General features: G+C 45.5%; 20 protein-coding genes. 11 read left to right on the top strand and 9 right to left on the bottom strand.

Translation table 11 applies throughout. The features are described from left to right. The first annotated feature begins 10 nt into the window (after window positions 1–10). From ACMWLG_RS05015 to ACMWLG_RS05025, 3 genes are all read left to right on the top strand, one after another. Entirely contained in the window at window positions 11–544 is a 534-nt protein-coding gene (locus ACMWLG_RS05015) for a hypothetical protein (protein ID WP_045619618.1), read from the top strand. Window positions 545–616: 72 nt separating this feature from the next. Continuing rightward, entirely contained in the window at window positions 617–1,051 is a 435-nt protein-coding gene (locus tag ACMWLG_RS05020) for a DUF2787 family protein (protein ID WP_001194747.1), read from the top strand. Between the two features lie 699 nt (window positions 1,052–1,750). Further along, window positions 1,751–2,143: a hypothetical protein gene (locus ACMWLG_RS05025; protein ID WP_021536923.1), complete on the top strand. Its 393-nt coding sequence runs from the start codon at window positions 1,751–1,753 to the stop codon at window positions 2,141–2,143. A gap of 62 nt (window positions 2,144–2,205) precedes the next feature. Here ACMWLG_RS05025 and ACMWLG_RS05030 read toward each other — a convergent pair whose 3' ends face one another. The 9 genes from ACMWLG_RS05030 to ACMWLG_RS05070 form a co-directional block, all read right to left on the bottom strand. After that, on the bottom strand, window positions 2,206–2,667 hold the full coding sequence (locus ACMWLG_RS05030) for a hypothetical protein (protein ID WP_021536924.1): 462 nt from the start codon (window positions 2,665–2,667) through the stop codon (window positions 2,206–2,208). A 170-nt stretch (window positions 2,668–2,837) separates the two neighbouring features. Beyond that, window positions 2,838–3,725, bottom strand: a complete 888-nt coding sequence (locus ACMWLG_RS05035) for a GTPase family protein (RefSeq protein ID WP_032634193.1) — start codon at window positions 3,723–3,725, stop codon at window positions 2,838–2,840. Beyond that, complete coding sequence (locus ACMWLG_RS05040) at window positions 3,718–4,125, bottom strand: hypothetical protein (RefSeq protein ID WP_045619621.1); 408 nt, start codon at window positions 4,123–4,125, stop codon at window positions 3,718–3,720. The genes ACMWLG_RS05035 and ACMWLG_RS05040 overlap by 8 nt, the downstream gene beginning before the upstream one ends. Continuing rightward, entirely contained in the window at window positions 4,118–5,044 is a 927-nt protein-coding gene (locus tag ACMWLG_RS05045; protein ID WP_045619623.1) for a helix-turn-helix transcriptional regulator, read from the bottom strand. The genes ACMWLG_RS05040 and ACMWLG_RS05045 overlap by 8 nt, the downstream gene beginning before the upstream one ends. A gap of 262 nt (window positions 5,045–5,306) precedes the next feature. After that, window positions 5,307–7,907, bottom strand: coding sequence for a DNA polymerase (locus ACMWLG_RS05050; RefSeq protein ID WP_045619624.1), 2,601 nt, complete (start codon window positions 7,905–7,907; stop codon window positions 5,307–5,309). Window positions 7,908–7,966: 59 nt separating this feature from the next. Then, window positions 7,967–8,569, bottom strand: coding sequence for a hypothetical protein (locus ACMWLG_RS05055; protein WP_045619626.1), 603 nt, complete (start codon window positions 8,567–8,569; stop codon window positions 7,967–7,969). A gap of 24 nt (window positions 8,570–8,593) precedes the next feature. After that, window positions 8,594–8,782, bottom strand: a complete 189-nt coding sequence (locus tag ACMWLG_RS05060) for a helix-turn-helix transcriptional regulator (protein ID WP_021536930.1) — start codon at window positions 8,780–8,782, stop codon at window positions 8,594–8,596. 132 nt (window positions 8,783–8,914) lie between these two features. Next, complete coding sequence (locus ACMWLG_RS05065) at window positions 8,915–10,036, bottom strand: tyrosine-type recombinase/integrase (RefSeq protein WP_045619627.1); 1,122 nt, start codon at window positions 10,034–10,036, stop codon at window positions 8,915–8,917. A gap of 148 nt (window positions 10,037–10,184) precedes the next feature. After that, on the bottom strand, window positions 10,185–11,312 hold the full coding sequence (locus ACMWLG_RS05070; protein WP_045619629.1) for a hypothetical protein: 1,128 nt from the start codon (window positions 11,310–11,312) through the stop codon (window positions 10,185–10,187). Between the two features lie 331 nt (window positions 11,313–11,643). On the opposite strand from ACMWLG_RS05070, the gene ACMWLG_RS05075 reads away from it, so the two are divergent. From ACMWLG_RS05075 to ACMWLG_RS05110, 8 genes are all read left to right on the top strand, one after another. Beyond that, on the top strand, window positions 11,644–13,167 hold the full coding sequence (locus ACMWLG_RS05075) for a type I restriction-modification system subunit M (protein ID WP_047719919.1): 1,524 nt from the start codon (window positions 11,644–11,646) through the stop codon (window positions 13,165–13,167). Beyond that, on the top strand, window positions 13,157–14,422 hold the full coding sequence (locus ACMWLG_RS05080) for a restriction endonuclease subunit S (RefSeq protein ID WP_047719921.1): 1,266 nt from the start codon (window positions 13,157–13,159) through the stop codon (window positions 14,420–14,422). The genes ACMWLG_RS05075 and ACMWLG_RS05080 overlap by 11 nt, the downstream gene beginning before the upstream one ends. After that, on the top strand, window positions 14,419–15,102 hold the full coding sequence (locus ACMWLG_RS05085; protein WP_045619632.1) for a YecA family protein: 684 nt from the start codon (window positions 14,419–14,421) through the stop codon (window positions 15,100–15,102). The genes ACMWLG_RS05080 and ACMWLG_RS05085 overlap by 4 nt, the downstream gene beginning before the upstream one ends. A gap of 52 nt (window positions 15,103–15,154) precedes the next feature. After that, window positions 15,155–18,439: a type I restriction endonuclease subunit R gene (locus tag ACMWLG_RS05090; RefSeq protein WP_414762957.1), complete on the top strand. Its 3,285-nt coding sequence runs from the start codon at window positions 15,155–15,157 to the stop codon at window positions 18,437–18,439. Next, the gene (locus ACMWLG_RS05095) at window positions 18,436–19,191 is read left to right on the top strand and encodes a M48 family metallopeptidase (protein WP_045619636.1); all 756 of its coding nucleotides are present in this window, start codon (window positions 18,436–18,438) and stop codon (window positions 19,189–19,191) included. Before ACMWLG_RS05090 ends, ACMWLG_RS05095 begins: the two co-directional genes overlap by 4 nt. A gap of 41 nt (window positions 19,192–19,232) precedes the next feature. Next, window positions 19,233–19,724, top strand: a complete 492-nt coding sequence (locus ACMWLG_RS05100; RefSeq protein WP_127348412.1) for a hypothetical protein — start codon at window positions 19,233–19,235, stop codon at window positions 19,722–19,724. 103 nt (window positions 19,725–19,827) lie between these two features. Further along, a complete protein-coding gene (locus tag ACMWLG_RS05105; RefSeq protein ID WP_045619639.1) occupies window positions 19,828–20,955 on the top strand; it encodes a PD-(D/E)XK nuclease family protein in 1,128 nt (375 codons plus the stop codon). A gap of 103 nt (window positions 20,956–21,058) precedes the next feature. After that, a complete protein-coding gene (locus ACMWLG_RS05110; protein ID WP_045619641.1) occupies window positions 21,059–22,240 on the top strand; it encodes a restriction endonuclease in 1,182 nt (393 codons plus the stop codon). The last annotated feature ends 17 nt before the right edge of the window (window positions 22,241–22,257 follow it).

Genomic DNA, 22,257 nt, shown 5'->3' on the forward strand with positions numbered 1-22,257 from the left:
GGAACGCAAAATGAGTAAATCAAAATTAGTTAAAAATAATGTTGAGTCAGTTTCGAAGGAGATTAAAAATGAGGCAGAGGTTATTCATGAAAATCTCAGTGCAGATGAACAAACATTATCTGATGTAAAAGACTATCAGTTGCTCATTGAAACAGGCCAGGCAGAAAAAATCAGTCCTAAGGCAAGTGGTATTCTGACATGGCAACTGGCGATATCAGAGGTGGACAATGAACTTTATCTTCGTCTGGTGGCAAATGGCTGTGGAGGGTTGTTCTCTAAGGACTGGATCTCACTTTCTAAGATTGCAACTGTTCTGGAAACACAACCTGCTACCGGCTTCTCATCCGGAGTATTCAGGCCGCTATTCAAAGGGGCAAGCGCCAACAATGCAGGTTTTCTGGCTGCTGTTTTACGCTCCCCGGATATATGTCTGCTGGAGGCACATCCAGAGAAGTTATTTACTCATGTATTATACCCGGACTGGAGGGAGCGGTTGAATAAACTTAATACGATCAGTAGCCAGGGAAAGATTACAGAGGATTAATTTATTTCCTGCACTGTTATACAACCAGAAATCACCACACACCACTATTTACTTTCTAAAGGAAAATTTATTATGCAAACCCAATATGCCTTAAAACAGGCAGGATTAACTCTGCCTGTTACTAAAGAATTTCAGCAGCATATTACTACTCTTCTGGCAAATCAGGTTTTACAAAAAATAACTGAGGCAGTGGTTATTAATTTCCGCGATCCGGACTACAGTGCAGAATCCGGGGGCTTTCATCCCGTTGAAATACGGTTTATCCGTAAGAATAATGAATGGTATTTTGATTATGTCACAGATTTTAGTTATATGGGGCGTGTCTACCCTGAGCTGGAAAAAGAAATTGATTTTTGCTGGTCGGGGAATTATGTCTTCCATTATCTGATTGGGGATATTTCACTGGCAGCAGAGAGGAATGAACTCTGGTCCCTGTGGGAGCGTAATTTTATGGAGTATCTCTCTATGGGGATTTACCGGGTAACGGTAACTGTGGAAAGTTGTTGACCCGTTATGAACAGGAAGAAAGCGGGCGGCTTTGTAATCTACTGCATGTTGCGTGCATCACAGCATGGAGATGATGTCTCTTTTTCCTGGCTGTTCGCATAAACAAGTGCAGACACGGGGGATCTCAGATCCCTCGTGGTTTTACCAACATTCCCCCTAAATGACCAATCAGGGGGATGTCTGTTAATCATTACCCCAACGGACGTTTTACACCCTTAAAATTATGTCGATATTACAGTTGGTTAGACGCAATTGTGAGTGAGGGTTCTTAATTTCAAATCCATAAAGGTACGGACTATGCACCGAACACGAGGCGAGAAAATAGCCGAGAGACTGGGATGGATCTTACTTCAGCTTTATACGGGCAATACCCTGTCAGTCGATGACATTTGCCAGCAGTTTTCCGTGTGCCATCGCACAGGGCAGCGTGACTTATTGAGAGTGGAAACCGTAACAGAGGTGATTGCACCCGGCAAAGTGCGACTGGCCCCTCTGATAAGAGAGCGCGTCAGACAGGGTATCTGAGGGTTTTTTATTAATGCCAGATAATACAAACCGGCTGAAAGCAGATATTTTTGGAACCCCCTAAGAACGAGGTATCGAAATATTTTTATCAACCAGGACATAACCTGTCCCTCCCTCATATTACCCTTCTCCTGAAATATATATCACACGCATAATTTACCGAGGCTTCATATCATGAAAAAGATTGTTATTACATTTTTTGTTATAGGATTTTCTACCACCTCGTTTGCAGCCAAAATATCGCTTGAAACGGCAGGGCTCTGCTATGAAGCGACCCGACAATCAACAAAAATGGCCATGCTATTAGACCCGGACGCTGCTGAATATAAACATCTCAATAACAATACGAAAGAGTTATTCGGAACGCTGTCGGGGGGCGTGGGAGAAAAGGATTCAAAGAAAATACGGGATGCCTGGAAAACCGTCCTGGATAATGCCGGAATGGAAGGTCGCATGGCTAAATCTGATGGATATCGGGAAATGAACCGATATCCACAGGAGGTGATTATGCAGGAAGCCAATAAATGTGTCCGTCTGGCTCTTAAAGCAGGACTTGTTAAACTCTGAGTCCTTAAGAATAATATCGGGAGCATAAGCTCCCGTATTCTTCAGGCACAATATAATGCCAGTCAGATTTTTCGTTTTTCCAGATGACACTGATAAGATGTTCCACCTTGGTCGGCGATAAACCAGTCTACCGCTTCTCCCGTAAGTCTGTTAATCGAGACATGTGATACACCCCCCCAATTTTTTTTATCTCTTGAACCCTCGATCACATACTCTATTTTTTCATCAGTGATTATGGGATGTACAACCCGGAACCAGGTATCATCCCGTCCTTGTGGTTCGCCATCAATATCAACAATTACGGCTTCAGTAAACCAGGAAGTACTTTTCCCGTTAGCAACACACGTACTACCTGAATTGGCACTTATGTTGAAACAGAGTTTGTTTTGTGACAAATAGGGGCTCGGCCAAATACTTGCAGAGTCATCCCCACTTTTGTCTTTAGGGCTGCACGCAATAAGGGATGATTCAGCCAGGGCAGGCAAGCTTACGAGTAGGGATAACGCAAGATATTTAAATTTCATGGGGGGAGATGTCCTTATAGGTGGTTCTGCTTCCAGGTGCAAAGCTAAACCACCATTCTTAGCTTTACAGATATAATTTGAAAACCTTGTGGGATCTTCGGGTTAGGTTGTGTCTCTTAACCTGAGATAACTTACACGGGAGCCATCGCCCCCGCTATGTTTTTATATATTCAGCCGAAAATCCAGTTCCAGGCCTTTTTTAATCCACTGACTACGGCCTTTTTGGCGGCTTTTACGACCACGCGCAAAGGCACTGGCAGGGTATTATCAATAATATCATCAAGAACGCGATCAACGGTATCACCAAATCCTTCCGTTGCCTCTTCTGTAACTGTACGGGTTTTGTGCTCGTCTCTCACCTGAGAAGCGACGCCGCTTTGAGCGTGCTTTGGGAGCGCACGAACCATTGCCTCCACCAAATGGGTCACATTGTATCCCTCACTGGCGGCGACAGCGATCACCGGATGGTCAGTAAACCCAAATCGCTGTGTGATATATGCTTCTTTATCGAGGATATTTTGCATCTGGGATGGAGAAGGCCGGGCGTTGACAACATCCCACTCACGGAATGGCTCAATTTTGTCGACCTGATTAAGCACAAACAGTGTTTTAGCCTCACCGCCAGCAGGGGCCAGCACATTTTTGTAGAAATGTTCATCCGCAGAAAAGGCGCGATCATCGCCTTTAATCACCCAGAGAACCAGATCCAGCTGTGGTAACAGATCACGATAAAGTTGTTCATATTCAGCGTCACGCTCAGCATTTTCGCCCACACCCGGAATATCAATCAACCGCACTGAGCGTTTGCCAAACTGGATGCGCATTTCCTGCGTTTCACGGGTACAGGCGGCGACATCGCTGACTGCACAAATATCACCCTTAAAAATCGCATTACATAAGCTGGACTTCCCGGCTCCGGTCTTTCCCATAATGCCAATGACCGGCTCATAACTGATAACGTCATTGATGCGTCGGGCAATACTGTCCCTGATATTTTCAGGTAATATTTCAAGAGCATCCTTCACAGGATTTCGATTTTTAGTTTCTGTATTATTCATCTTGAGCACCATTCTCCATTCTCGCTTTAATTAACGCACACTCGTAATAAGAAATAATTACTTTTAGCAAGGCATTCACTTTTTCCAGATCACGGGGTGCCGCGTAACCGACGATCCCTTTTTTCATAGGGCTGAAGCGTTCCTTGCGGGAAAGGTTCATTGCGGCCAGTTGATCATCAATACCGTGCATTAACAAATGACCGTCTTCACCAGCACTGAAGTGATTGCAAATCATCTCGGCATGTCGGAGAAGGTTTTCGGGAACCACATTGAATGGCGCGTCAAGCCAGGCTTTAAGATGCGCATTCTGTTCATTATCATTGGCGTCAAGAAGACCGCTGAGTAAGTCCGTTGCTATGTTTTCGAAAAAATTCTCGAGCGCTTTTTCATCTTTATTCATTAGAGGTATCTCCGGTTGATTCCGTACTTTCATTCTGCTCGTATCGTTTCAGGGCAAGGCGTATGTCTTGCGTAACCTGATTACGAATCGATGCTGGTTTTAGAACTTCAACCTCGGGCATCCAGTATTTGATGAGAGGGATAATTTGGCCGAAGTGAGCCACCCGTGAAATCACGAGCAAATCACCGCTTGCGGAAGTGTGAATAATTTCCTGACCCGGTAACAGCGCACGGCGCAAGAACCACGGGGCTACACGTGCAGAAACTGACATCAGTACTTCAGTAAGCTCTGCGCCATACCAGATACTTTCAGCATTCTCGATTTGCAGATGAATTTCCGGCGACATGGAAAATGACATGTTACTGGGGAGAACCTGTTTCATCGCTGAAATGACGAAACTTTTCAGCACACCTCCCTTAATAGCAGCGAGATACCAGATCCCTCGGTCACTGACGAGACGATAGGGTTCAATAGCGCTGTAACGTTTCGCTTTATACATAAAGCTTATTTTTTTGCTGCCGCGAATCGCGTCTGACAATGTATTCAACGTAGTCATAAAAACCCCACAATTTTCGTAGGGACGCTGCTTGATCAGAAATGGATTATTTTCGGCATTGCCCAGCAATATGCCTAACAGGCGGTCATCCCAGCGTGGAAATAACCCGTCAATACCCAGAATACGCGTAAATCGGCGCAAGTCCGTATTGCTGCGCTGTCCCAGAACGCCAACGGGAAGGTGGTATTTCTTACCACTGCGAAGAAGGTTGAGATAAGCCAGTCGCTGCGTAAGGTCACGCCGGATGGTCTTATCACAGACATTAAACTCTTCAGCGAGCCCACTCACCGTGACCGATTCACCGTTGTTAAGGCGAGTCAGTATCAATCCAAGGCGATACCCAAGTTTGTCATGCTTATCCATTCAGGCATCCAATCAATTGAAGCTGGAAGGATATTTTCAGCAGGATGATGGACAAGATGAGTCCAGGCTGAAGCAGAATTTCTAAAAAATAAAAACCATAAAATTCAGTGATATATTTTCTGTATGGTTTTTGTGGACTCAACCTGTCCATGTTGTGGTGGTTGCGGGAAGCAGCTTTATTACCAGTGCCTCATTACCCCCAAACAGTAAAGCCCACGACAGGGAGAGTGGGCTTAGCAAACAGGTATTCAGCGTGAAGGATTTACAACACGGCCGAGGGCAATGCGAAGCCGGGATATACCAGCTTTATAAGGTCCATCAGGCGATTCATTCGGGCAGTCAGGGAATCAAAGATAATGGGTGGGAGCTTAGCCCGACCTGCATTTTTTACATCGCTGGGTGTCACAGAGTAGCCTGCCTCGACCAGCCATGCAGCTATCTCCACACTGGTTTGTCGCTTTCTGTCGTCCGGCGTAAGCCCCCATTGATATTGAGCCAGGGCCCGCAGGAAAAGGCGAACAAGGACGTCATCGCTTCGATTTTGTCCTACTTTCAGTTTCAGAGGGGTAAAAATGTTTCTGCAATAGAGAAAATCACACCAGTCCTCCCAGTCGGATTCGTCTTTCAGGGTATGTGTCTGCCGCCAGTCATCAAAAAGCTGGCGTTGCTTAAGTGCCTGCGCTATATCATTCCACGGACGGGAATACATCAACAAATGGCCATCATTCATCGTTGGGGCGATCAGTTGGCGCTTAAAGTCGAACTCAAGATTTAACCGGATATCCGATTCAACGGCGACAAGGTCGCTTTCATTCAACCACATGTCACGGGTTGAAATGAGAGAGCCCCTGCGAAGCTTCTGACCCGGAGCCCTGTTAAGATAGAGGTCCACCATATAGCGGTTATAGTCGTCGCGTGGAATATCAGCAGGGGGTTTAACTCCTGCACGGGCGTGTACGATTGGGTAGCCTGCAAGTTCTTTATAGGTCAACTGTCCCCGGGTTTTCATGGCGACAAGTTGTCGGACCTGATGTTTACAGGTCAGCATAGACGAGCCCGGATCCGCAATGTCACATAACGCCTGAAAACGTGACGATAACGGACCAGACATATCGATATTCTCGGTAGAGGCATCTGTCAGAAAACCATCTGTAGTCACACTGACCACGGTTGTATTCGGGGGAAGTGTATTCATCAACTCGCCCACCACCGCGCGGACAAATCCCGTGACATGTGCAGCAAAGAATGGCTGGGTGACTGACGAAGGCGGCAGAGGGCTGTTCAGCCCACGGGCGGTATCAAATGCAGTCTTTGCGTGAAGACCCTGAGCAAGTTTTCCATACAAAGAATTTCCGATCTCTTTCCAGAATTTCTCCTCCAGAGACCCTTTATCATGGCGATTACGATTTTCGCGAACCTGTTGCACAAAGGGTAAAAACACGGAGCTTGCTGGTTTTGTCGGGGACGAGGCATTATCAGATTTATATTGAAGCCATGGGATTATAATACCGTGCTGAATAGCTATTTCCGCACCCAGAGACAGTGCGAGGGCTATTTCCGGGGCGGTCGCCCAAGACTCGCCTGTCAAAGGGAAAAACAATCCGTACTGGTCGGTTCTGACAGGCAGACAGGGGTAGCGTACCATGTCGGGGAACCGAAAACTGACCAGCGCAAATCCCATGGTATGTCCGCAAAATTCCTCAGGATTTTGGCTCGTATAAAGATTGTCATAATCGGGTTGCAAAACATCTAACAGGCCAGTGGTGTATGCGCCTGCCAAATCGTAGTCATACCATTGGCTTTCAGGGGTGATGCCCATCATAAAGCACTCATTTCGACCGCCGTGATAGCAGTTTATGGCGAACGTCTCATAGAGTTCCCTTGCGGGTATACTCTGCGTCGATTTTAACGTTCTGAATCCATGAGTATCCGGATTCCAGCACTGTTGCGATATTGTCCGGGTACCCATACAGACTTCAGGAGACTGGCCGCTTTCCTTAATGGTCTTGAGAAACCGGGAAACAGCCATCGCACCAATCGTGGTGGGGATGCGCTCAATCATCAGACTTTCAGTGCAGAACGATTTCACCTGTAAGGCATAGCGCACGGCAATTTCGGCATCACGAACTGCATAAGCTTCGAAACCGCGTCGATCGCCTTTTAAATACTGGCGCATATCGCTGATTGAATAAGGTGCTGGAATGGTGAGTTTCGGCAGACCAAGTAATTGGCCACATTCCGCCAGCCCCATCCCACCCGGAGTGATCAACAACGTATCGGTGAACGTCACATTGCTGCAACGGGGCGGGCTGGTCCGTTTATCAAACGTGATGAGGCTATTTTTTTCACGACGATTTTCGACTTCATCAAAATCAATACCGTAGCGGTTTTTAAAACTGCTAACTGTACTGCGAATTCCTTTCAGCAGTATTTTGTGATCGCTCCAGAAATCGGAAAATGAGGCTACATCCGCTCGCAGAAAATGAGCATACAGCGTAATCGAACCCGGCCATTCGTTAATCTGCTCATTCTTCAATAGCGGCGTCAGGGTTTTCGCGAGAAAGTTTTTCAGCGACAGGCGATCTTTTTTGTGGGCGCTGGCGGGGTACAGGATTCCGGGAACACCCTTTCCATCAGGCAGCACGACATAGCTCTGATAAGACAGAATGTCGTTTTGCTTTGTATGTGGGTTATAGACATATTCAGTATCAAAGCCGATATCAAGATGTAGCTCGCTGCTGACGTCCAGTCGATTTTTTGACTTTTGCGGTATTAACGGAAAGTTATCAAGTGTTTTAGCAGAGCGGGCGACAGGTTGCGTCACTCCCGCCGCATCTGCGAGCAGTGCATTCATGTCAAACATTGGGGCTTCTCTTATTCAGGTGAACGGTGCCATTACTGGCACCGAGAAGTAAGGGGAAATCAGGCGAGGGCTGTACGGATCTCAGCAAACAGTTGTTCTTTTTGTTCTTCGTCTTTCGTTGCTACGAAAGATACGAAGTTATCGTTGACTTTAATGACGATGCCATTCGGGGTCTTTTCTACCATCGGCAAGAGTCGCGAGGAGAGAAGACAATTAGCATGCAACCAACGAAAGCCCACTCCTTCAAATTCGCGACCACCAAGAGTGGTAGCCAGTTCCTGAAATGCCTCATCAAGAGTGTCAGGTTTGGCTGATTCACTGACGAGCGTTCCGCCATAACGATTAGTGAGCGTCAGGATAGCCCGCTCTGCGTTCTGGAACAGGCTGATGCCGTAGACGAACTTAAGTCGGGCAATGCAGTTATTACCCCGGTAGACAGCCTCTTCAGGCAGGTTACTTTCGAAGTTGCGGGCATAGGTGTTAAACGCTGTTTTCGCTGCTTCATCCGTATCAAAAGACTCGGTGTGCAGCAGGCGGCACGCCCGACTGATAAAATTGAGGCGGTTTTCAACGAGACTGATGCTGATGACATCAGAGACAGGGATAAGTATGTCGCTGGCGTTAACCAGGTAGTCAAAGCTGAGTATTTTTGAGGTTTTCATTGTTTTTACTCCTTGAAAGTCAAATTAGCGCGAAGTTTGTGTATTTGTGATGTGCTGTTTTTCCCAGGCTTCCACCTCAGCCACGGGAAAACGGATCGCACGTCCCAGCCGGATGAACGGAGGGAGCTTGCTCGGGTTACGGGTAACGTCACTGGCAATGGTGCTGGGTGCAATACCCCAGCGAATAGCAAGCTGTTTACTGTTGATGTACATATCAGGGCTCCTCAGAGCTAAAGGTGTTTATAGGTTCTGTCAGTCACTGCCGGGCCCTGCAGTGCTCAAACAATAAGAGCTGTGCAGTTTGATTACACGTCATAAAACTCACAGCTCATGCCGTCAGATTTTTTATTTAAATGTATCAACCACTTGTGCAACTACCGACTGAGTGTCCGCTGCATTGTGAAACGCATAGCGGCGGGTGGCAGTGAGTGAATGGTGATTCAGTAACCGGGAGGCCATGGCTATATCGCTTGTTGTCTGTAGCACACGACTGGCAAACGTCCGGCGGAGATCGTGCATTCGCAGATTTTCAATGCCAGCATCCCGGCAGATTCGGGAAAAGGTTTCACGCGGATAGCTCAACTGACGAGTTGCATCGGTCAGGCGTGGAAAAACCCAGGACGTACTGAGTGCCAGTTTCTCTTGTCGCCGAATAATGGCTGCTGCGGGAGCAGCAAGCGGGCAGGTGAATGGATGTCCAGATTTGGTATCCGGAAGAAGTAATTGCTGTGCATCTGGATGCCAGTAATCCCATTTCAGCGTACAAACTTCACCAATACGCATACCGGTATAGAGTGCAAGCAATATGGCATCAGCAGCGGGCGTATTCAGGGCCTCAGCGGCAGCAATAAATAATGGAATTTCAGTGGCAGAAAGTGTGCGATACCGGACGTTGTTCTCTTTCAGATAACGAACGTGGGTCATCGGAGAATGATTTATCCATTCAGCGCGTACAGCCAGAGAGCATATCTTAGAGAGTAGTGCTAGGAGGCGGTTTATGGTTGCCGGACGTAATGTTGAACGCAGGTCAGCCGCGAATTTTTCGATTTCACCGGCAGTAATATCACGCAGGCGACGCTGTCCCCAGAAGGGACGGATATAGCGATTGAGCTTCGACAGTTCAGACTGAGGGCTTTTCTTATATAGCTGCATATCAGGAAGCCATAAGTCGTTGATAGCCTGTTCAACGGTATAACGGCGGGACTGTAAGGCAAGGCGCTTTTTGCGACCGAGCAGAATCATGGTATGCAGGCGGGCATCCTCTACACCGAGGAGTGGAAAAGTGCCCAGTGTTTCATAAATCCGTTGATTGTTGATGGTCGCCCGAAATGCCAGAGTGATGCTATTTTGATAAACAAGTGCCCGCAGATGGGGGCAGTGAATATCACGGTATTCCTGACAACCTATCTTCGGATGTGGCAGTTGTTGAAGTGATTTAGTGCTGAAACGCAGATCAATAATGGACATCGTAGTTCTCCTGTGAATGTGTGCCAGGAAAAATACGATGTCTGGTGAACTAATTGCGAGTTGTCATTTTCACAGTTCATCATTTCAATTTAAAACTGTGCTTTTTATTTACAGAGGTCAATTCTCTGTGGGTTGTGACGCCATAATTTCATTTAGCCTGAGCAAGTGATAGTAATCGGGTGACATATTCCTCTTTGCTGAGACGACCTACATCGTTAATCTGTGAACTTAGTCCCAGTGCTGTCGATTTTAGATCTAACAATCCTTTAACAGTTTTACTCTTACCTTCAAGGAAAAGGATGATTTCTTTGGCTGTGGGCTTCCATTTGGGAAATAAAAGTAGTGCAATGTAAATATAGGTCTTGTGTAAGATCTGGTTTATGTTTTTTTGTATTCCTGTCATGTTTTCTTTGTTTCGGGGAATGGTTTCATCAATAACAAATCGGTCGGGGCTGGTTAATGTAATTGCATCGTTTTTTTCATTAATAAAGTGTTGCATGACCTCATGGGGTAACATTGCAAGAGTAATCAATTGAAACATAGCGGGGTGGTTGAGGCAATTATCTTTAATAAGCCCGGAGTTTTTCATCTTGTCTAATATTTGCAATAGAAAGTGAAAATAAAATCCATCACAAAATCTTGCAAAGAAAAGGAGGGCAGCATCCTGGGCTTGCAGATTTGAAACTTTCGGGAGTGAATTAGTGAAATCCGAGGATTTGATATAGTTTATGATTTTTCTGCGGGCAATTTTGAGTGCTATATTATGAATCGATATTGAAAACTTACCATTCCAGATGTAGAGTTTGTTATTTTGATATGTCTTTACATCCACAAGTGTATCAAGAATATTTAGTAATGTGAATATCGGATGTGTTGGGTCGTTGGTTGCGTTATTGAGTAATTGTTCCAGAAATGCATCGACTTCCTTTAAAACATTACCCGGAATTCTATTTTGTTTAGTGGAATTAAGGCCGTAGATATTAATGGACAGTACGTCGAACTCCTTACGTTGTAGTTTGCACCATTTTTCAAGGTAATCAGTATGCTGAAAAAAATTAATATAATTGGATAATAATGCGGAGGGCGCGAAAATCTCGATAGAGGCTAATGAGGGGCGCATCTTACATGTGCCATCTGGTTGTTCTTGAGTCATCAGGTGTAGTAAATCATCCTCAGTAAAAATTTCGGATAATTTATCAATGTCATTCTGATATTTAGCGAGAAGGTTAGCGTTTTTTTGTTCTCGTTTAGGGTGTTCAAGAAAGTTTTCAAACATAATGTGCCTCGTTTATTTAGGTCAGATACCCTTTTACTGATGAAGGTTTGCAAGGTAGTGCTGTGATTACAAGAGCATGAGTAGGCTATTTACCCCAACAGCAGTTTTACACCATAGCTTACATTGAGTCTATCCTGCTAATATCATTAGAATTTATTAACTTGTAAACATGAGGAAATTAGTAAGTCATCTGTCGGTATCAGGTGGACAATTTCCGTAAAGATACTGTGATTCAGGTGTGTCCAGGGGCGTTTCTTGAGGTATCATTTACCACAATTTTTTACGATGCAAAGCCCTGCATCGCTAGCTTTTCTTCATACCAGGATGATTCATGAACGACAAAATCAGTCAGGATACGATCAACAAAGCCCTGTGGGCCGCGTGCGATACGTTCCGTGGCACCATCAGTGCTGACACCTATAAAGACTTTATCCTTACAATGCTGTTCCTTAAGTACATTTCGGATGTCTGGCAGGACCACTATGACGATTACAAAAAACAGTACGGTGATGCGCCGGAACTGATTGAAGCGATGATGGCTAACGAGCGTTTTGTGCTGCCGAAAAGCGCCAGCTTTTATGCTCTTTACGAGCGTCGCCATGAGCCGGGCAACGGCGAGCGTATTGATCAGGCACTACACGCTATTGAAGAAGCTAACGGCACCAAACTGAAAGATGCCGGGAAAAGCGTGTTCCAGGATATTTCGTTTAACACTGACCGTCTGGGTGAAGAAAAACAGAAAAACACCATCCTGCGTCAGCTACTGGAAGACTTCGCCGGTGAAGATCTCAACCTGAAGCCGAGTCGTGTCGGTACGCTGGACGTTATCGGCAATGCTTACGAATACCTGATCAAAAACTTTGCCGCCAGCGGTGGGCAGAAAGCCGGGGAGTTCTATACCCCGCCGGAAGTTTCGGACCTGATTGCAGAACTGCTCGATCCGCAACCGGGTGATACCATCTGCGATCCAGCCTGTGGTTCCGGTTCATTATTGATGAAGTGTGGGCGTAAAATTGTCTCCGGGCATGATAGTCGTAACTATGCATTGTTCGGTCAGGAAGCGATCGGTTCTACGTGGTCGCTGGCGAAAATGAATATGTTCCTGCACGGGGAAGACAACCATAAAATCGAGTGGGGCGATACCATTCGTAACCCGAAGCTGCTCGATAAAAATGGCGACCTGATGCTGTTTGATATCGTGACCGCTAACCCACCGTTCAGCCTCGATAAGTGGGGCCATGACGAGGCCGAGAACGATAAGTTTGGCCGTTTTCGTCGCGGTGTACCGCCGAAGACTAAAGGAGATTACGCTTTTATCTCGCATATGATCGAAACCCTGAAACCGGGAACTGGCCGTATGGGCGTAGTTGTGCCACACGGTGTGCTTTTCCGTGGCTCCAGCGAAGGTAAAATTCGCCAGAAACTGATCGACGAAAATTTGCTGGATGCGGTAATTGGTCTGCCGGAAAAACTGTTCTACGGTACGGGGATTCCGGCTGCGATTCTGATTTTCAAAAAGCAGAAAGTTGATGACAAGGTGCTGTTTATCGATGCCAGCCGTGAATATAAGGCGGGAAAAAACCAGAACCAGCTCAGCGCAGAAAATATCCAGAAGATCGTAAACACCTATCGTGAAGGGGATAACGTCGAGAAATATGCTTATCTCGCCAGCCTGAAGGAGATTCAGGACAATGATTACAACCTTAATATTCCGCGCTATGTCGATACCTTTGAAGAAGAAGACGAGATTGATTTGCTGGCCGTGCGTGCTGAGCGTGATCAACTGAAAGCGGAACTGGCGAAATTGGAAATGCAGATGGCGGGTTATCTGGAGGAGTTGGGTTATGGTGCCTAAGGGGTGGACGCTTGGAACCTTAAATGATTTGGCAGATACAATTATGGGATATGCCTTTAGAAGTGAAGATTTTGTTCCAACAGGTATTCCTTTGCTTAGGATGGGCAATCTATACCAGAATTCGTTAGATTTAAACCGTAACCCTGTGTATTTACCGGACTCCTTTAAAGTTGACTATAAAAAGTTCTTGGTGAAGCCAGGTGATTTAGTCATGTCTATGACGGGCACAATGGGAAAACGTGACTATGGTTTTACAGTTGAAATTCCTTCAAACACTCAATACTCATTGCTAAACCAGCGGGTACTAAAGATAGTTCCTAAAAATAATTCGAGCTCTGGTTATATTTTGAACCTACTCCGGAGTGAGTTGATTCTATCTGTATTGTATTCATTTCCAGGTGGAACGAAGCAAGCTAACTTATCCGCTAAACAGGTACAGGAGTTACCAGTTCTTATCCCCCCATTGGCGGAACAAAAAAAAATCGCGGAAATCCTGTCAATCTGGGATAAGGCGATTTCGGTGACGGAAAAGCTTCTCACCAACAGTCAGCAGCAGAAAAAAGCCCTGATGCAGCAATTGCTTACTGGAAGGAAGCGGTTGCGGGATGAGAATGGGGTGAGGTTTAGTGGGGAGTGGGAATATACCATTTTCGGCAACTTGGGTGATACCTATACCGGTTTAACAGGGAAGACCAAGGAGGATTTTGGTGCAGGTAAGCCATATATCCCTTACATCAATATTTTCAAAAATTCCAGAATCGATATTCAAAACCTAGAGTACGTACAGGTTAATGATGATGAGCGCCAATCCGTTGTAAAGTACGGCGATATATTTTTCACTACATCATCGGAGACGCCAGAAGAGGTTGGGATGTCTTCGGTTTTATTGGAAGAGGTTAGTGAGGTTTTCTTAAACTCATTTTGCTTCGGATTTCGATTGAATAACTTCGAGACTCTTATTCCAAAATATGCTCGTTACCTATTCCGTAGTGAACATGTACGCCGTCAAATTTCGACATTAGGTCAGGGAGCAACTCGCTACAACCTCTCAAAAAGGCAATTGATAAAGTTAGAGCTTAAACTCCCCTGTGTTGAAGAACAGCAAAAAATCGCAGCCGTACTTTCTGCTGCAGATGCTGAAATCTCCACACTTGAGAAAAAACTCGCCTGCCTGAGAGATGAGAAAAAAGCCCTGATGCAACAGCTACTGACTGGCAAACGTCGTGTTAAGGTCGATGAGGCGGTTGCCGAATGAAACTGACGAAAAGCGGTCCACTGACTGACCGGGAAATCGACTGGCTGGAAGAGGTGTTGCTGAAATACGGCAATGATGACTCTGTGCTCTGTTTCTCTGAGCTGGATGGCTTTCTGACAGCGATTGTCTCTGGCCCGAATACGATTTCCCCTAATACCTGGCTCAGTGCTATCTGGGGGCGAGGTGATTACCACCCTCGCTGGACCACTGAAAAAGAGATGACGCGTTTTGTGGGGCTGTGTTTTCAGCATATGAACGATATCGCTGGTTGCCTTTATGACGCCCCTGAACTGTTTGAGCCGATTTTCAATGAGCGTGAGGTAAAGGGGGAAAAATATACCATTGTGGAAGAGTGGTGTTTTGGTTATATGAAAGGAAAGTCACTGGATGACTGGTCTGGTCTTCCCGGTGAGTTACGGCCTTCTCTGGAAGTGATCGCTCTTCATGGCGTGGAGAAGAATTTTCCTGTACTTGAGAAAATGACCGGAGAGCAGTTTGAGAAAAGTATTTCCCTTATTCAGCCTGCTGCACTGGCACTTTATCAGTACTGGTTGTCAGTGAGAATGTCAGAGGCATCATCCCGGCCTGTTCCAGTGAAGGGGGCAGAAAACATGCCCGGGCGAAATGACCCGTGTCCGTGTGGCAGCGGTAAAAAATTTAAGAAGTGCTGTCTGCATTGATGAATCTTCATGTGACCAGTAGCGAGTAGCGCCAGAAAGAAAAGGATTAATGATGAACCAGACGTACACGCCAAAATTCCAGGAAGAATACAGCGCCAAAATCCCGGCACTGACGTTACTGACCAGCCTTGGCTGGACGTTTTTACCCCCGAAACAGATTATGGACTGCCGGGGCTATAAACAGGACGAGGTGGTGCTACGCCCGATTCTGCGTGAAGTGTTGTCGGAGCGTTACTTTATGGTGGGCGGTAAAACATGCCGCTTATCGGAAAAAGCGCTGGATAACCTGATATCACAGGTCTGTTCTCCGGCGCTGAATGAAGGGCTGCTGAAAGCCAATGAGCGGATGTATAACCATCTGCTTTACGGGATCGCCGTTACGGAGTTTGTCGATGGCAAAAAGGTGAACCCCACCATTGCGCTGATTGACTGGGAACATCCGGAAAATAACCAGTTCCACTTTACTGAAGAATTTACGGTATTGCGGTCAGGTGGTGTTGAAACCCGGAGGCCAGATATTGTCTGCTTTGTTAATGGTATCCCGCTGGCTGTTATTGAAGCGAAAAGCCCGGCTGGTCATGGCAAGAAAGGGCCAACCATTGACGAGGGGATATCCCAGAGTATCCGCAACCAGTTCAACGATGAAATCCCGCAGCTGTTTGTCTACAGCCAGTTATTACTTTCGATTAACGGTCATGACGGGCGCTACGGTACATGCCATACGCCAATGAAATTCTGGGCGGCATGGCGCGAAGAAGATATTACCGATCCGCAGATGTATGCGCTGCGCAACCATCAGTTATCGACTGAACAAATTCATGCGTTGTTTGATCATCGTCCTTCAGTCGATCTCAAATGGTATCAACAGTTAATCGATGGGGGGGAACTGGCAGTCAGCGGGCAGGATAAGCTGCTCATCAGTCTGCTTTCACCGGAACGTCTGCTGGAGATGACCCGCTTCTTCACCCTGTTTGATAAAAAAACCGGAAAAATTGTCGCCCGCTATCAGCAGGTGTTCGGGATTAAAAGGCTGCTGGAACGCATAAGCACCCGCAGACCGGACGGGGGCAGAGAAGGTGGGGTGATCTGGCATACCACGGGGTCCGGTAAATCGTACACCATGGTGTTCCTCAGTAAGGCGCTGATTCTTCATGACAGCCTGAAGCAGTGTCGCATTGTGGTGGTGACGGACCGTGTCGATCTTGAAGGGCAGCTCAGCGGCACTTTCGCTTCTGGTGGCGAACTGGCCGGAAAGGATGATAAGGCCAAAGCAATGGCGACCTCTGGCCAGAAACTGGCACAGCAGATTGGCTCTGGTAAAGAACGCATTATCTTCACCCTTATCCAGAAATTTAACTCAGCGACAAAATTGCCTGAATGCGTCAACACCAGCCCCGACATCATCGTTCTGATTGATGAAGGACACCGTAGCCAGGGGGGTGAGAACCATGTTCGTATGAAACTGGCTCTGCCGAACGCCGCCTTTGTTGCGTTTACCGGTACGCCATTGCTGAAAGAAGATAAGACCACCAATAAATTCGGGCCGATTGTCCACGCTTATACCATGCAGCGGGCGGTAGAAGATCAGGCCGTGACGCCTCTGCTCTATGAGGAACGTATTCCTGATCTTGAGGTAAACGACCGGGCAATAGATGCCTGGTTTGACCGTATTACCGATGGATTAAGCGAAGCGCAAAGAGCCGACCTTAAGCGTAAATATGCCCGAAAGGGTGAGGTTTACAGTGCAGATGACCGCATCCGGCTGATCGCACTCGATATCGCCATGCACTTCTCGAAGAATATTGATGAGGGGCTGAAAGGCCAGCTTGCCTGCGACAGCAAGATTTCCGCCATCAAATATAAAAAGTATCTTGATGAAGCCGGGTTGTTTGAGTCAGCAGTAGTTATCAGCCCGCCGGATACCCGGGAAGGGAATACCGAAGTGGATGAAAGCAAACTGCCGGAAGTGACTAAATGGTGGAAGGATAACGTCGGCACGCAGGATGAGTCCGTGTATACCCGCAATATCATCAGTCGTTTCGATACCGATGATAAGCTTAAATTGTTGATTGTCGTCGATAAACTGCTCACTGGATTTGATGAACCAAAGAATACCGTGCTGTATATCGACAAGCCGCTTAAATCCCATAACCTTATCCAGGCGATTGCCCGGGTAAACCGACTGCATCCACTGAAAAAGTTTGGCCTGCTGATAGATTATCGCGGCATTCTGGCTGAACTGGACACGACTATCGGCAAATATCAGGACCTCGCCTCCCGAACTCAGGGCGGATACGACATCAAAGATATTGACGGGCTGTACAGCGCCATGAGCTCTGAATACAAGCGTCTACCGCATCTGTATAACCAGCTGTGGGCCATATTTGCCGGTGTTAAAAACAAAAATGATACTGAGCAGTTACGTGCGGTACTGGTGCCTAAAATGGAAGAACGTGACGGAGAGATGGTCGATATCCATCAGAAAACCCGTGATGATTTCTTCGAGGCGTTAACGGCCTTTGCCGGATGCCTGAGAGTGGCACTGCAGTCCGCTACCTTCTTCACCGACAAGAGCTTTACGGAACAAGACCGAAATCTCTATAAAGAAACCGTAAAACAGATGTCCAGCCTTCGCCAGTGGGCAATGCAGGTAAGTGGAGAGCAGGTCAATTATGACGACTACGCCGAGCAGGTGAAAAAACTGCTGGATAAGCATGTCACTGGCGTTGAGGTTCGTGAACCGGATGGCGTGTATGAAGTAGGTAAAATGGGCAAGAGCGAAAAACCCGAAGAGTGGGATAACAATAAAACCCGCAATGAAACCGACATCATTAAAACCCGTGTGACGAAGATGATTGAGCAGGAGCTGCGTGATGACCCGTACGCTCAGGAGGCATTTTCCAGACTCCTGCGCATGGCTATCGAAGAAGCAGAAAAACTGTTCGACCATCCACTAAAACAGTATCTCCTATTCCGGGAGTTTGAAGAAAAAGTTGAAGCCCGTAAGCTCAGCGACATCCCGGATGCACTGGCGGTGAACAAGTATGCTCAGGCGTATTACGGTGTATTTAAAAAAGAGCTACCTGAGGTTTTTGCGGTAAACGATGTTCAGGTGCAGGAGAAGTGGACGAAGCTAGCCTTTGAGGTGGACAGCATTATCGTCAAAGCAGTAGCAGAAAATTCCCTGAACCCTCAGGATATAGAGAAAGCGGTCAAGACAAATCTTTTACCTCTGCTGTTTACGTCCTGCCGGGAGATAGGGGCTGGAATGATCCAGGTGAACCGTATTGTGGAAACTATCATCCAGATACTGCGCGTTGGTTTGATGAAAACATGAGTGAAAAAGAGTCGCCAGCAGTGAAAGCGTTACGCATTGTTTATGGTGATGAGGTCATCACCGTACAGTGTGTTCCGCGTCAGGTCGTAAAGGGCAGGGTGCTCATCAAGGTTTATCCGGACTGCCGGGTTGTGGCCTCTGTACCGCCTGAAACACCGGGGCACGAGGTATTGTCTGCGCTGAAAAAACGTGGGCGCTGGATCTATCAGCAACTGCGTGATTTCAGGGAGCAGCAGACACACATTGTTCCGCGTCAGTATGTCAGCGGAGAAAGCCATTACTATCTTGGCAAGCAATATCAGTTGAAAGTGACAGAAGACGCTACGGAGCCGCAACGAGTGAAAATGTTGCGTGGGCGACTGGAAGTGTCGGTCAGGCACAAATCGGCAGAAAAAGTTAAAGCGTTGCTGGCCGAATGGTATCGGGAACGCGCCAGAGATGTCTTTCAACGCAGGCTTGATTTACTGATACCGCAGACCCTTTGGATTAATGAGCGTCCGCCGATACGTCTGCGGGCGATGCAAACGCAATGGGGTAACTGCTCTGCAAAAGGCTGTCTGACTCTGAATCCATGGCTGGTGAAAGCGTCCTCAGAATGTATCGACTATGTATTGCTACATGAGTTATGCCATGTGGCTGAGCACAACCACAGCGAAGAGTTTTACCGTCTGATGGGGCAGGTCATGCCGGGGTGGGAAAAGGTCAAGAAGCGACTGGATGGGATGGCGGGGATGTTGTTGACTGATATGTGATTTTGGGGCTTATTCTAATTTAGAAACTAATCGGGGAAGTTATGTATTCAGTATCAAAGTATATTTTTTATACCACTCTAATTCTTTATGTCCTGACATTACTAACTGTCAGCTATGTTGGTGTCTATTTAACTTATGTGGCTATTCCGGTGATTGTTGTTTCTGGATTATTAATAAAACTTCTCGGTAAAAGAAAGAGTAAATCAGGAGAAGTATCAAATGTTGTAGCCAGGGTGCTAAATGATACAAATGCCGGGCTGGAACGTTTTAATAAAGGCATGCATTGGTTCAATGAGAAAAACAGAATCATAAATGAAAAGACAAAACCTCTTAACGAACAAATTCATGCAATAAGAATGAAAATGAATGAACCGGAGGTAAAGTTAAAATATGAAACTGATCCTGAAAAAATAAAAACACTTAATGCTTTAATTGAAAGTATGGAAAAAGATATTAGGATTATAGAATCCAAGAAAGATGAAATTAAAATGGCGATAGAGATAGATATTGCCCGCAAAAGGATTAATGAATAATGTTTTAGTTTTCTGCATGGATATTGATTAACAGTGACAGTTTTCAATAACTGAAATATCAAATAAATGGCATAGTAAATATGATTGTTAAAGGGAGGTTGAATTGCATTCTGAAGCGTTGGCTATCGAATTTATTGAACAACTGAAAGGCATCTCGGTTGAGGATGATATTGAATTCAATTTCTTTGAATTGGGAGGTTCCGGATATCTCGAAAATCCAACTACGGATTTGATGGCTTTGTTTATGGGAGCCCAGAAAATGGTGCCGCCATGGTTGCTCAAAGCATTGCTATGTTGCCTGGATGATTCCCTCGATGTTGATGAAATTGATTTCACTTCTCTGGAGTTAATGAGAGAGGCCCGAACAGAAGATGGGAAATATATTGATATTCTTATCAGACATGATGAATTCATTATAGGTATTGAGCATAAAGTTCTGGCTGATACATATAATCCTTTTCCCAGCTATGTAAGTCTCATTGATAGTTACGGCGGCAACAATCAAAAACTATTTCGCTGTATATTAAAGCCTGACGGTAACAGCGCTAAAGGCGTAGACGGTTGGCAACTTATCAATTATTCACTGCTGCTGGAAACCGCCATCCGACGTCTGGGGTTGGAGATGATGAATCAAGGGTTCAGCAAGTGGACTTTTTTTTATCAGGAGTTTTTAAGTCATCTTAAAAAATTGAGTGAGGTTAGTATGGATAAGGTATCTGATAAAAATGTGGAGTTTGTCACTGAAAATTTCACGGCTTTGATAAAATCGGTTCAACTGCTGGAAATGTACCAAAATGCTATCACCGAGGAAGCTAAATCGGTTGTCTCAGAGGTATTGCCTGATATTCATATTGCAACAGGTATTAATAACTGGAAGGGTTACTATAAAGCAATTCATCTGATGCCGGGATGCTGGGGGCAAGGTAAAACAGGAATTACGTTAGTTTATCGCCCTTCAGAGGATGGACGAGATGAAGCTGAGTTCTACGTATATGGATGGATACATTCAGATGATTACCCTGAAGTTAATGCACTAAAAGAAGAAATAAGAGTTGCTTTAAGTGCTGGAGATTTCATTCCAACAGCTAGCCCTGAGGACTATGAAGTATCAATTACTGGGAAGGGGAAAGTGCTTGAACTGAGTTTTTGGGGGAATACGAGAAGCAAAAAAGATGCACTGGTTCTTCTTAAGGGTATGACTAAGTGGATGGACTCAAAAATAAGAACATAAAGTAATATGACTGAGTGATGACGATCTTTTTAAATTGTGGATTATTAGGCTGGTAATTGAAGCGCCGAATAGACAGATATTGGAATAAAAGGAGAATATTCAAATGATTTATCAGTGTGATACTTGCAGTAGAACGACTTTTGAGGTTAATTGTCCCTGGTGTAGTGGAGTTTCGCCTGTAAAAACGTCTGCATGGGGTTCAGCATCATCGACCGCACAAGCAATAGACATACAACGTATGACACCATTGAATCCATCGTTTTATCCCGAATTTCAGTATCGTTCAAAGGGTGTTCTAAAAGATCTATTTGGGAAAAAGAAAGAGCAAACTCAGCTTAATCAATTGCTTGAAAATGTTCTCGAAAAATACTCCAGTTTAAAAGATCCATATTTTACTAACTTCATTTACACTTCCAGATTCTCACATAATAATAAATCGGAAGCAGATTACTCAACAGATAATGGTACATACTCCGAATTACAACTTTTCCGTGAGGTGTTGGTCAGAAAAGGGTTCAATGAGCTTGAGCAGTTACCTGAGCTATTAGATAAATTACTCCTTACCACGTCATTTAACGCTCTTTATTATGGTTTCGCTAAGGAAGTTAAACGGCATATTAAATCCACACTTACTGAATCCTTGAAGTCATGGATTGAGGAAGCGGGTACCACTTTTAGGGCAGATCTTTCATTGTTTCTATTCTATATATGGAGCAATAAAATAGAGTTCTCATCAGTAGAGTTCAATGAAAAAGCGGAGGCTACGCCTGGTGTTCCTTTAGTTTCATTTGATGAAGTTAAAAAATACTTAGCTGTGTGCGAACATATTTATTTTGATATTCTGGTTGATAGATTAGCTACACGGCTCGAACATTTTAACCCTAACAAATTCGTCACCATGTATTTAGTTGATGCAATGGACGGTTTCCAGTTTGAAGATTTCCTTGTGGAAGTATTCCAGACTATGGGCTATGACGTCAAAGAAACCAAGAGAACGCAAGATCAGGGGGCAGATCTCTTCGTCACTCGATTTGGTAAGGATATGGTTATTCAGGCGAAAAATTATTCTGGTTCTGTAGGTAACTCGGCGGTGCAGCAGGTGATCTCTGCTAAAACATTCTATGGTTGTGATGAGGCGATGGTTGTGACTAATTCCTACTTCACACGCTCTGCGAAAGAGTTAGCTGAATCAGCCTTGGTACGTCTGATCGACAGGGATGAACTGCAAAAGTATCTGGATGATTACAATCAGAAGATAATCGAAGATTTTCAGTCGAACTCATAATGTTTAAACATTGCAGC

The organism is Enterobacter sp. 01-M-02-SI-ECC, from assembly GCF_047530595.1.
Taxonomy (GTDB): domain Bacteria; phylum Pseudomonadota; class Gammaproteobacteria; order Enterobacterales; family Enterobacteriaceae; genus Enterobacter; species Enterobacter cloacae_M.